The organism is Gracilinema caldarium DSM 7334 (genome assembly GCF_000219725.1).
In the GTDB taxonomy this organism is placed as follows: domain Bacteria; phylum Spirochaetota; class Spirochaetia; order Treponematales; family Breznakiellaceae; genus Gracilinema; species Gracilinema caldarium.
Window position 1 is genome coordinate 495,779 of record NC_015732.1, and the last position, 12,005, is coordinate 507,783.

The 12,005-nt window shown below is 47.1% G+C and carries 9 protein-coding genes; all 9 read right to left on the reverse strand.

Annotated features, from left to right (window positions below):
* Window positions 1–21: 21 nt before the first annotated feature.
* The 9 genes from malQ to fliS all read right to left on the reverse strand — a co-directional run bounded on the left by malQ (window position 22) and on the right by fliS (window position 11,959).
* Window positions 22–1,572: a 4-alpha-glucanotransferase gene (gene malQ / locus SPICA_RS02280; RefSeq protein WP_013967920.1), complete on the reverse strand. Its 1,551-nt coding sequence runs from the start codon at window positions 1,570–1,572 to the stop codon at window positions 22–24.
* 183 nt (window positions 1,573–1,755) lie between these two features.
* Complete coding sequence (locus SPICA_RS02285) at window positions 1,756–2,460, reverse strand: P-loop NTPase family protein (RefSeq protein ID WP_013967921.1); 705 nt, start codon at window positions 2,458–2,460, stop codon at window positions 1,756–1,758.
* A gap of 12 nt (window positions 2,461–2,472) precedes the next feature.
* Window positions 2,473–4,563, reverse strand: coding sequence for an elongation factor G (fusA, locus tag SPICA_RS02290; RefSeq protein ID WP_013967922.1), 2,091 nt, complete (start codon window positions 4,561–4,563; stop codon window positions 2,473–2,475).
* A gap of 224 nt (window positions 4,564–4,787) precedes the next feature.
* Window positions 4,788–6,302, reverse strand: a complete 1,515-nt coding sequence (locus tag SPICA_RS02295) for a hypothetical protein (RefSeq protein WP_156789611.1) — start codon at window positions 6,300–6,302, stop codon at window positions 4,788–4,790.
* 110 nt (window positions 6,303–6,412) lie between these two features.
* On the reverse strand, window positions 6,413–7,390 hold the full coding sequence (locus SPICA_RS14605; protein WP_013967924.1) for an SPOR domain-containing protein: 978 nt from the start codon (window positions 7,388–7,390) through the stop codon (window positions 6,413–6,415).
* Between the two features lie 2 nt (window positions 7,391–7,392).
* The gene (gene coaE, locus SPICA_RS02305) at window positions 7,393–8,058 is read right to left on the reverse strand and encodes a dephospho-CoA kinase (RefSeq protein ID WP_013967925.1); all 666 of its coding nucleotides are present in this window, start codon (window positions 8,056–8,058) and stop codon (window positions 7,393–7,395) included.
* The gene (gene polA / locus SPICA_RS02310; protein ID WP_013967926.1) at window positions 8,058–11,012 is read right to left on the reverse strand and encodes a DNA polymerase I; all 2,955 of its coding nucleotides are present in this window, start codon (window positions 11,010–11,012) and stop codon (window positions 8,058–8,060) included. The genes coaE and polA overlap by 1 nt, the downstream gene beginning before the upstream one ends.
* Window positions 11,009–11,503 (reverse strand): flagellar export chaperone FlgN, encoded by a 495-nt coding sequence (gene flgN, locus SPICA_RS02315; protein ID WP_013967927.1) that lies wholly within the window; start codon window positions 11,501–11,503, stop codon window positions 11,009–11,011. The genes polA and flgN overlap by 4 nt, the downstream gene beginning before the upstream one ends.
* Window positions 11,504–11,512: 9 nt before the next feature.
* The gene (fliS, locus tag SPICA_RS02320) at window positions 11,513–11,959 is read right to left on the reverse strand and encodes a flagellar export chaperone FliS (RefSeq protein WP_013967928.1); all 447 of its coding nucleotides are present in this window, start codon (window positions 11,957–11,959) and stop codon (window positions 11,513–11,515) included.
* Window positions 11,960–12,005 lie beyond the last annotated feature (46 nt).

The following is a 12,005-nucleotide window of genomic DNA, read 5'->3' on the forward strand; positions in this document are numbered from 1 at the left end:
AGCTATTCTTCCCTCAAGCCATTATTCATCAATATTGCGGCCGTACATATAAGAAAGTGATTTTAAAAATTCTGCATGGGCCTGTGAAAAATCAGCGTCATTACAACGCCATTTCCAGTTATTACCTAAGGTCGAAGGTGTATTCATACGAGCTTCTGAACCAAGACCAAGTACATCCTGCATGGGAATTACCGCAAATTCGGAAACGGAGGCCATAGCAAGTCGGATGAGCGCTTTGACCATATCTTCTGGATGATATCCAAGATAGTTGATAATAAACTCTTTTTCTTTTTGTGATGCCTTATCCAACCATCCTTTCATAGTATCGTTATCATGGGTTCCTGTGTATACAACGCTTAAGGGGGTATACATGTGAGGTAAGAAGCCATTCAGTGTATTAAGGCCTTTACCGCTTTCATTGGCATCAAAGGCAAACTGTAGTATTTTCATGCCTGGAAGCTCAAATGAATCCCGCAAGTCACGAACTTCTTCTGTAATAAACCCGAGATCTTCTGCAAGTATGGGAATATCTCCAAGCTCTTCCTTTAGTTTTTTAAAGAATGCATGCCCCGGAGCCTTTTCCCAACGACCATATTCTGCGGTTTGGTTGCCAAAGGGTATAGCCCAATAGGCTTCAAATCCACGGAAATGGTCAACCCTGAGGTAATCGAAAAGGCGCATGTTTCCTTTTATACGTTTAATCCACCAGGAAAAATCTTCTGCCTCATGGGCTTTCCAATTATAAAGGGGATTTCCCCATAACTGCCCAGTAGCACTAAAATAATCTGGCGGTACTCCTGCTACAGCTATTGGCTGGCCATCATCATTAATTTGAAAAAGATGCCGGTGAGCCCATACATCAACAGAGTCTGCCGCGACAAATATCGGAATATCGCCAATAATGGAAATCCCCTTGGTATTTGCATAGCTTTTTAAGGCTTTCCATTGGGAGAAGAAGAAAAACTGAATTACTCTTCGTTCTTCCATGGATGCCTGGTGCTCCGGGTCAGATATCCATTTTTCTATGGCTTCGGCCTTTTTAAGGGCAAGATCCTTTGGCCAATAATTAGACCACATGGCTCCAAAACGACCTTCTGCGATAGCTTTTTTATCAAAATGCTCTTTTATATCCATAAATAAGACATAATCATCGAGCCACCAGGATTCTTCGTTTTTAAAATTGTTAAACGTTTCGTGGGCGGAACTTGTTTTAGAGGAAAGAAAACGCTGTGCAGCAAGATAAAGTTTACTAAACTTCCAAGGAATAATCATCCCATAATCTACATTACCCTCTAGAGGGGCAGGACAATCAGAAAGGTCCTGTTCACTGAGATACCCCTCTGAGATGAGTGTATCAAGGCTCACCAGTAGTGGATTTCCTGCAAAGGTGGAAAAAGATGCATAGGGGGAATCACCGTACCCAGTCGGTCCTAAGGGTAAAACCTGCCATATTTTTTGACCAGACTGTACAAGCCAATCTATAAAAGAAAAGGCTTTTTTCCCAATATCACCAATACCATAGGGGCCAGGAAGACTGGTGGGATGTAGTAAAATACCGCTTTTTCGATGCATAAAACCTCCATTTAACCGGTTTAGTATAGCATTATTTTTTATAAAAAAGCAATAATAAGAATTAAAATCTGTTTAATCAACAAAAAAGGCCGTTCATGGATTACATGAACAGCCCTTAGCAAATTGTTTAAGACAAACTTTTAAAAAACACAGGTTTCTCAAGGGCCTCTTTAAAGAGACTCATTAAGCCTCAGCGATGAGAAGCGTCTTGATATCCAATTTTAAATCCAGGTGAGTTGGATTTAAAACAGTACGATCCTTAACAACACTAAATTGAACATAATCTTGTTTGGGTTCAAGCACCACGATAATGTCAAGAAGATCTGCGTAATCCTGTAAAACTTGAGGAATACCCAATTTTTCAATTTTTGATTCATCAGGATTGATGTTGCAGCTGTACCATATTTCAAGGTGGAGTTCTTTTGCAAACTCCTTCATAGCTGCAACCCGTTCCTTTGTAGCCCGGCTGAAGTCATAACCATCGATAATAAGTGCATCGGCCTTAAAACCGCCATCGATAATCATGGCCCGGAGACTGCGAATGATCTGTTCGCTTGTTACCCCATCCTGGTTAAAATTCATTAACACCCGATTTTTTACCAAGTCATTTTTAACTTCAAGCGCATGTTCAAGATTTTTTTTCTTTGCAATTTCTGAAAATATATCTTCATACCAGGCAATAACATAGTCGGTGTGCTGAGAAAAAGATACGTGGATAACCTTTTTCCCCTGCATCAACTTGTCAAGGGCAATCTGGACGAGGACAGAGGTCTTGCCTACACCCTTTCTGGATGCAATGACCCCAATTTCACCCGCCTTAAGACCACCGTGGATGGACTTTTCGAATACACGGACGGGACTGCGTTGAATAAGTTCTTGCTTAACCATGACCTCTCCTTCCTAGTGTTGTTCCTTCTTCCGTTTCTCTTCAAATTCTTTGATGAGAGCGTCAGAAATACTGGATGGGACTTTCCCGTATTTCTCAAATTCCATGGTAAACTCGGCCTTGCCTTGCGTCAAGGATCGGAGTACCGTGGAATAACCGAACATTTCGCTGAGCGGAACTTCGGCTTCGACACGGGAATAGGACCCCTCTTCAGTGGACGAGGTTATTATACCACGACGTTGGTTAAGTGAGGCAAAAATATTTCCCTGGAATTCAGTGGGGCCTTCTACGGAAACCTTCATGATGGGTTCCAGAATACAGGGTTTCGCCTTTGCATAACCTTCGCGGAAAGCGCCAATGGCAGCCAATTGGAAAGCGATATCAGAAGAGTCAACCGGGTGTGATTGACCATCATTGATAACACAGCGGACACCAACAATGGGGAATCCGATGAGAGAACCCTTTTTGAGGGCTTCCCTGAACCCTTTATCACAGCTGGGAATATACTCGTTCGGGATGGCACCGCCCTTAATATTGTCCACGAATTCGTAATCACCCGTTTCGAGGGGTTCCATATAACCGGCTACGCGGCCGTACTGACCGGAACCACCGGTCTGTTTCTTATGGGTGTAGTTAAAGTCTGCCCGCTGGGTAATGGTTTCCCGATAGGCAACCTGGGGCATACCGGTCTCTACTTCACATTTATATTCCCGCTTCATCCGTTCGATGTATACTTCAAGATGGAGCTCACCCATGCCCTTAATAATGGTTTGGTTGGATTCAGGATCCACAAAGGTCTGGAATGTGGGGTCCTCTTTGGTAAAGCGGTTGAGGGCTTTGGCCATCTGATCGGCAGATTTCTTGTCCTTGGGGGTAATGGCTAGTGAGATAACCGGTTCCGGAACATACATACTAGTCATGGCATAGTTAATCGAAGGCGAACAGAAGGTGTCACCGGAGGCACAGTCAATACCAAAGAGAGCAACGATATCACCTGGATAGCCTTCATTAATATCTTCCATGCTGTTGGCATGCATACGTACAAGACGACCAACCTTAAACTTCTTGTGGGCCCGAGAGTTATAGAGTTCATCACCCTTTTTAATTGATCCCTGATAAATACGAACGTAGGTCAGCTGTCCATACTGTCCATCTTCGAGCTTAAAGCCGAGAGCTACCGTGGGGAGGTTATCTTCGGCCTTGAGCTTTACCGGAGCTTCGTTGTTATCCAGATCTAAGGCCACGTTCTCTACTTCGTTGGGATTGGGGAGATACCGCATAACCCCATCGAGGAGGAGCTGCACCCCCTTGTTTTTATAGGCAGAACCCATCATGACTGCTACAAACTGTTCTGCAATGGTTGCTTTCCGGATAGTAGCATAGATGAGGTCTTCAGGAATTGCTTCTCCTGCCAGGTACAACTCTGCAAGCTCGTCGGAGAACATGGAAAGACCATCCAGGAGTTCTTCCCGATACTTAGCCGCATCAGCCTGGAGGTGGGCTGGAATTTCAGCATAACGGATCTGAGTGCCCTGATCTCCATCAAAATATACTGCTTTCATGGTAATGAGATCGACAAGTCCTTCCAGTTTATCCTCGAGTCCAATCGGAATCTGAACAAGGTACGCATTGAGACCGAGCTTCTCCCGGAGCTGCATGCGTACTTTAAAGGGATTAGCACCGGTCCGATCACATTTGTTTACAAAGGCAATACGGGGTACGTGGTATCGTTTTAACTGCCGGTCTACGGTGATAGACTGGGACTGAACTCCGGCAACAGCACAGAGTACTAATATAGCACCGTCAAGGACCCGAAGGGACCGTTCTACTTCGATGGTGAAATCGACATGTCCGGGAGTATCGATTAGATTGATGGTATGGTCTTTCCATGTAACCTGGGTAGCCGCAGATTGGATAGTAATACCCCGTTCCCGCTCCAGTTCCATATGGTCCATGGTTGCCCCGACGCCGTCTTTTCCGCGTACTTCATGAATGGCATGTATTTTGTTACAATAGAACAAAATACGTTCTGAAAGCGTTGTTTTACCAGAATCGATGTGTGCGCTGATTCCGATATTCCGCATCTTGCTTATATCGATGCCCATCTCGTATTATACCTCTTATCCCTAGTATAGCTTCCCGCTCACAGGCGGGTTCGACTCAACGTTCGAACTGTATGTAGCAGCCCTGAGATTCCCTTTGTTGTGAGTCCAACCATTAAGCTGTCCAGGGTAATCGTAAGGATGGCTACTATATACTTTCAGTCCGTACAATATAGTAATATTTGCGATAAGTTTCAAGGGGCTCAAGTGTGTAAATGGCAGAGGATTTACCATACCCAGGTCATTGAGAGTTGTATGTTTCCATCGGCGTTTTGAGCAAGGGGTATGTTCACAGAGCTTGATACATTAACATAATCCTTTTTATAACTTAGTTTTAGGTTGATGGACTCCTGGTGCAAAGATGAGTCTTTCTTTGTTACCGTGGTACCAATCTGTATGCTGGTGCTTTTAAATTGTATCCCCAACATTCCCTCACAGGAATATTTAAGGTCTCTTTTACTTGTTGATGACCGCATCTGGGCCTGGTCTGAAAAGATCTCTATGCGATTTTGCATATTTGCCCACCAGGTTACTCCATTTGTCCCTTGTCGTTGTCGTAACCTCTTACTTAGCTTATAGCTTACTAAGAGAGCCCCGTTGTAGGGAAGCTCTTCATGTTTTGTATAATTTACTCTTAGTGTTGTATTGGCAGGAATGATCCACCATGGGGTCAATAATTGTCCTTTAATGAAATATATATAGTTTTTACTTTCATCAATATAGTATGGACTTGCTATTTCATCTCTACTAAATCTAGTTTCAGAATTAAGAATAAGATTTCCCAGGTTTTTGTTTCTCATATATATCTGAAAACGGCTTCGGTTTTTTACTTCATGCGGTGTATTTATCTGTAGGTTTCCTGCACTATCCCTGAATGGTCCTTGAATAGTGTCGTATCCACCGGAAAGACGAAACGATGGGGAGCCAAAAGCAAAAGCCCCTTTCCAATAATAACCTATACCCTCCCAGGATGTATAGGATGAAGCCATTTCTCCTATAAATTGTAACCAGGGACCAAACCACTGAAAACTTATGCTGGTTATATAATGATTGCGATTAGGAAGGAATGGAGCTGAAGAAAACCAGGTATTTGCTGATGTTTCAGGGATTGTATGGTAGCCAAAGCCTGCTTCAATACGTAGTGGCTGTCCACTAATATGGAAGGTTTCGAAGCCTATGGTTCCATGAAGATGTTCCTGTTCCCTCTTATGTAACAAAGAATACAAAAGCCTCCTCTCTCCTAAGGGTATGCTAATAAATCCTGCGATATCTTGTTGTTGCTGTAAGGATGTGGTCCGTAAAAGTTCTGCGCCTGTTTTGGTATAAGATGCAGGAAGGATAAAGGCCTTTTCCCAAAGATTTTGAATCCGTTCTTCAATACCATTAATTGATAGGGCTCCATAGAGAAAACGATACCCTCCTTGAGGGGCATACAGCCCAACACCTAATACTTTGGGAATCAATGACTCCTGAGTGTGTAATTTCATTGAGTCACTTGTATCCAACGTGATGCTCTGTAACGAATAAACACGAATTCGTGGTAATGGTATGAAAAGCTTAGTGGGAGAAACATTAACCCTGATGTCAGTTTGTTGAAGCAATTTAGGAATGTCCGCCCAAGGATTTACACTGGTATCTGAATAGATTGATAGGCTAGTACTATTGGTTTTATTCTGAGCACCGAGTTTTTGATCAATGATTGAAAGAAACAAACATAGTAATAAAAAACAACTGCGAATCATACCGATATACGGCATGCTTCGCAGATTTTGCTTTAATTAAGTGCCTGTATTATAATGTTGGGCGGTTTCCTTTTCAGGCTCCTTGTAACCTCATAGAGGTTAGAAGCCTTTTATCGTTTTACCTGAACGGAGCTGATATAGCTTTCAGAAAAACCATCAATATTTTTTACCAGGGCAAGCCAGTATTGGGCTTCTTTTTGTGTGGTGTAGGGACCGATGCGAACCCGGTAATAGGTTTTCCCGTTTACATCCTTTACATCCAGAACAGAGGTGATTCCCTTGGTCTGGAGCTGTTCTTTAACTGATTCAGCTCGTACTTTGGTAGAGTAAGCTCCTGTCTGCACCCAGTAATCGGTATATACTTTTGGCGTACTCTTGGTTGTGGTTGTTTTGGGTGCTGCCGTTTCTGCAGAAGTCTTTGTGGAACCTGTTGTTTTAGTCTGGGTGATCTGTACTGAAGGAGAAACATCTTGGGTTGATTTTGTCTCTACCGTCTGTACTGTGCTGGTGCTTCCGGTTATGGTAGTACCGGAGGTAGGGGAAACTATTCCTTGGGGGGATGGTACCTGAATCACTACACTGTTAGGATCAGTCCCTGTACCAGGAAGAGTACCGGTGGTTTTACTGGTAACCGTATTGTCTCCATAGACAATAATCACATCACCGCGGCTTGCAGGGGTTGTTGCAGGAGGCGGCTGGAGGCCCTGGACCGTTTGGGGGTTCTTGACCCACTCGGTGGGATTAACCCGGTTATCAGCCGATGCCGGCCCCTGTCCGCCAGCTAGGTTTGAAGCGCCGGTAGGGCTCACTGAGCCAACAGTGCCGGCAGGCCCAGCAACGGAATTCTGTGTATCTGTTGCCATAGTCCCTGCAGTAAGGTTGCCTGCCGCCTGGGCACTGCTTGCTGGGCTGCCGGCTGTAGGGAAGTTCACTCCAGGGCCTCCAGCCGCCGTCCCAATACTTTGGACTGAGGCGAGGGAATTTGCGGATTGCTTTTTGGTTGAAAGAAGCCAGATTGCTCCTACAATGAACAAAATTAGGGCCAGGCCTACGGATGTTATGATATACAGTAATTGTTTCTTTTCCATAATTAATGCCCTATCCCCTCCCGTTGTAAAATTGCATCGATACGGCGTTCCAGGCGGCTCCGATACCACCGGGTAAAGATACCCAGAACGCCCCGATTCTTTACAGTATAGGTATCGGCATTTCCTTGAAAGTATTGAGCATTGAATTTTTTTTGACTTTTAAAACGTTTCAGAAGCTCCTGTAAGGGCAACCTGTCCCGCTGTTTTCCCCTGATCAATCTGGTTATTAATCCAGCCTGAACTATAATAATACAACGGAGCCTCGGGAACACAACCGACCGGTGGAGCAGGGCTGCATTGATAGCCACTGCCTTTTTATCCCCCTGGTTCAGGATCCATGCTTCGGTAAGCTGGTTCGCCCGGGGATGCACGATAGCTTCCAGGTCTGCCAGGTCTTGGGGATTACTGAATACCTGGGCTCCCAGGGCTTTCCGGTCGATGTTCCCCTCTGGATTTAGTATGGCGGTGCCGAACCTCCCTATGATTGCATCCTTTTCCTGCTCCAGGGCCAGATGGCCCAGTTTATCCACATCGAGGACAGGGATTCCCCGTCGCTCAAGCAGGGCTGCGACGTAGTTTTTTCCGGCACAGTATGGGCCGGTAAGGCCTATTAATATAGGTTCTGAACTATGTTCATCTGCATTGTCCAGGGGCGGCTTTATAATCATCAGTGGAAATCTCCCCAGCGTTTGCCTGTTTCCACACTGACCCGGAGCGGGACCCGCAGGACGATAGCCTGTTCCATTTCTTCCTTTACCAGCCGGGCAGTTTCTTCTGCCAGGGCTTCGGGACACTCAAGGATCAGCTCATCATGGACCTGGAGCAGCATCTGGGCGGGATTTCCCTTTTTACGCAAAGCCCGGTCCAGCCGGATCATGGCGAGCTTTACAATATCCGCTGCGGAACCCTGAATCGGAGTATTAATGGCCACCCGTTCAGCGGCAGCCTTTTCTGTTTTGTTTCGGGAATTAATGGTGGGAATATAGCGGCGCCGGCCCAGAATAGTCTGGGAATAGCCGGTCCGTTCTGTTTCCTGGATGGTGGTATCGATAAAAGATCGGATCCCCTTATAGGTCGTAAAATAAGTGTTGATGAATGTCTGGGCCTCGGTGCGGCTTATACCGAGTTCGTTGGATAGCCTGAAGGCGCTCATCCCATACATAACACCAAAATTGATGGTCTTGGCAATGCGGCGCTGTTCGCTGCTTACCTGGTCTTCCGGAACACCAAAAATTAGGCTCGCAGTTCGGCGGTGTACATCCACCCCCTTAAGAAAGGCTTCGATAAGGCCCGGATCCTGAGACAGGTGGGCCAACACGACAAGCTCAATCTGGCTGTAATCGGCTGATATAAGCAGAGTTCCCGGTTCTGCCACAAAGGCCTGACGGATACGCCGGCCCTCCTCATCCCGGATGGGAATGTTTTGCAGATTGGGATCCCGGCTCGAAAGACGCCCTGTGGCGGTGCCGGTCTGGACAAAGTGGGTGTGGAGCCGGCCGTCACGACCTGCCTGGTCGGCCAGGGTATCCACATAGGTCGATTTCAGTTTGGCAAGGGTCCGGTATCGAAGTATGTATGCCGGTACCGGATCTTCCCGGGCGAGCTCTTCCAGAACTGCCACATCGGTAGAGTAGCCGGTCTTGGTTTTTTTAGAAGCCTGCAGTTTCCGTTCTTTGAACAATACATCCTGCAGTTGTTTGGTGGAGGCAATGTTAAATTCATGGCCCACGAGCTCGTAAATGCTCTTTTCAATGGACCTGAGTTCTCCTGCCAGTTCTTTGCCATAGGATCGGAGCACCTCCGCTTCGATTTTAATACCCCGGCCTTCCATTTCGCTCAAAATGGGCAGGAGGGGCATTTCCAAATTGCGGAACAGGTCCAGACAGCCCATGGCCTGCAATGTAGGTTCCAGTATCGCCTTCATTCTCAGGGTGTAATCCGCATCTTCGCAGGAATAGGCCGTCGCAGTTTCCAGGTTGATGGTATCGAAGGTGCTGCCCTTGGGAACCACCTGGTCGTAGGGTGTGGTACTGAGTCCCAGATGGGCTGTAATGAGTGAATCCAGGGCGTAGTTACCCCGTTCTGGGTCCTGTACCCAGGCGGCCACCATGGTGTCCCATATACGGCCTTCCCAGCGGGGGATGCCCCAGTGACGGGCTACGGCATAATCATATTTTCCATTATGGGCCACAATGGTCATGGCAGGGTCTAAGAGGATCTTTTGAAGCTCTGCTCTGGCCTGGTTTTCATCAATATAGGGGCTGATTCCCTGATGGGCCATGACCGGTACATAGTAGGCGGTACCGGCTTCGAGGGCAAAGGAAAAGCCAACCACCCGGGCCTCCCAGGCTTCCAGGGAATTGGTTTCAAAATCCAGGGTCATCATGCCCTGCTCACGGGCTTTGGCTAATAGGGTCTGCAGTTCAGCCAGGTCGGTGATGGCTCGATAGGTCCCAGGCTGTCGCAGTTGTTCCGGAATAGACTCTGTCTCCAGGGCCTTGCCCGGGAAATTGCCGAAGAGGCTGGTATCGGGACTCAGTGCAGATCTGGCGCTGGATGTTCCAACAGGGGCATTGGGGGCTGGCGAGCCGGAGCTGCCCGCAGGGGCACGGGGGGACAGGGCTGGACTGCCAGACTGGACTGGGTTGGATGCGGTTCCGACAGTGTTTAGACCTTTGGTGGCTTCCGGATCCAGGAACAACGCCGCCTGTTTCATTCCCTGCTGGAGGAGAAACTGGGCTGCCTCTCGGGTCCCTAAGTCATGAATGGCCAGAGCATCCAAACTGCTTATGGGAAGGGGAACGGTACTGTATAGTTCGATAAGGGAACGGGAAAAATAGGCCATTTCCCGGCCCTCGGCGAGTTTTTTCCCCACAGATCCTTCGATGCTGGCAAGATTTTTATAGATTTCATCAAGAGAACCGTAGCGGGTCATCAATTTAACAGCAGTTTTTTCACCGATTCCCTTTACTCCGGGAATATTGTCCGAACTGTCGCCGATAAGGGCCAGGATATCCAGCACTTTGGCTGGAGGCACGCCCCATTCTGCTTTTACCTGTTCAGGCCCGACCAATTCCAGGGATATACCTTCCTGGGGCAGGGTGCTTTTCCCTGGCCGTAACTGGTAAATCCCATCCCCTACGAGCTGGAGCAGGTCCTTGTCAGAGGAAATGGTATAACAGGGGCGGCCTTCCCGCCGGCATTGTTCGGCGATGGTGGCTATTATGTCATCTGCTTCATAACCCGGTACCTGCAGGAGAGGAACTTTAAGCAGTTCAAGAAATTGCTGTACCAGGGGCACCTGGGCATGGAGATCCTCCGGGGCTTTTTGCCGGGTTGCCTTATAGGCTTCGTATTTTTGATGCCGGAAGGTCGGTCCCGGTGAGTCGAAGGCTACTGCCAGATGGTCCGGTCTGATCCGGTTGGGAAGCAGGGTCCCTGCTTTATCTGCCAGGGGGGCTCCGTCATTGAGTAAACTGCCGATGGTTCGGGCAAATCCGAACAGGGCAGAGACGTTTTCACCCTTACTGTTACGGAGCGGACGATTCATGAATGCAAAATAGAACCGGTATATGAGACCGTATGCATCGATGAGATAGATGGGATCTTTCTGGGTGTTCATCCTTTAATATCGATGAGAGAAGCAGCTCCAGAGTTATCATAGACGGAGCGCCGGGCGGCAAAGGGATTGTTACGGAGGGTTTTAATTTCACTGCGGAGTTTTTCCATGCGTTCAGAGAGCAAATTTCGGTTCCGCTGAGAACGCTGTACAGCCTCATGTTTGAGTTCTTCCAGGGCCGCCTTTAGTTTTGGGACCTCTGTCTCGCGCTCAGGATAGCTGGCCCTATAGAGGTCTTCCAGGGGATCAATTACCTTTTGTATGGCAAAGATATCCGATACTATTTTTTCTTCGAGTTCTACATGGGAAAGGAGGGCGTCAGTGTCGCCCTTTTCGATCACATCCTTTTGTTTATCTAGGACGACCAGGTATTCCTGAAAGCGGTTCCGTTGTTCCAGAAGGAGTTCACGAAACCGTTTCATTACCGCAACCCGATGTGCAAGCTCCTCTTCTGTTAATGGTGTTTGTTTTGTTTCAGATTCGGTGCTTGCCATTGGTTTACCTCATCCAGCAATATTAATTCCGGCAGAAGGGTTGCCTTTGTGTTCTGTAGCGGTTTTTGTTACCACTTCCTGCCAGGCAACCCGCAGCTCATGCATCATGGTCCGTACTGCTTTTATTCGCTCCACATCCTTAGCCAGGTTTGCTTCGAGTAATTCCCGGTTAAACCAGGTATATAAAGAAAATAAATTTTTAGCGATGTCACCGCCCTGGTCAAAGTCCAGAGATACCATCAATTCGGTAATGATATCCTGGGCCTTTACTAGAGCCTTATGTATAGGTTCAATCCGAGATGGGTCAGGTTTCCCTTTTTGATTAAGGGTTAGCAATTCAATGCCCTGGTCGAGCTGTTTAATTGCTTCATCATAGAGCATGATGATGAGCTGTCCCTGACTTGCAGTACGGACCCTTGTTTCCCGGTATGCGGATAGTGCATTAGGATAAGCCAAAGCGTTTCCCCTCCAAAAATGATACACCCTAGGGATCCTTTTAAAA

What these genes read in the sequence shown, in the direction of transcription:
- malQ (WP_013967920.1), bottom strand. Translation starts at nt 1,572, where the DNA reads ATGCATCGAAAAAGCGGTATTTTACTACATCCCACCAGTCTTCCTGGC.
- SPICA_RS02285 (WP_013967921.1), bottom strand. Translation starts at nt 2,460, where the DNA reads ATGGTTAAGCAAGAACTTATTCAACGCAGTCCCGTCCGTGTATTCGAA.
- fusA (WP_013967922.1), bottom strand. Translation starts at nt 4,563, where the DNA reads ATGGGCATCGATATAAGCAAGATGCGGAATATCGGAATCAGCGCACAC.
- SPICA_RS02295 (WP_156789611.1), bottom strand. Translation starts at nt 6,302, where the DNA reads ATGATTCGCAGTTGTTTTTTATTACTATGTTTGTTTCTTTCAATCATT.
- SPICA_RS14605 (WP_013967924.1), bottom strand. Translation starts at nt 7,390, where the DNA reads ATGGAAAAGAAACAATTACTGTATATCATAACATCCGTAGGCCTGGCC.
- coaE (WP_013967925.1), bottom strand. Translation starts at nt 8,058, where the DNA reads ATGATTATAAAGCCGCCCCTGGACAATGCAGATGAACATAGTTCAGAA.
- polA (WP_013967926.1), bottom strand. Translation starts at nt 11,012, where the DNA reads ATGAACACCCAGAAAGATCCCATCTATCTCATCGATGCATACGGTCTC.
- flgN (WP_013967927.1), bottom strand. Translation starts at nt 11,503, where the DNA reads ATGGCAAGCACCGAATCTGAAACAAAACAAACACCATTAACAGAAGAG.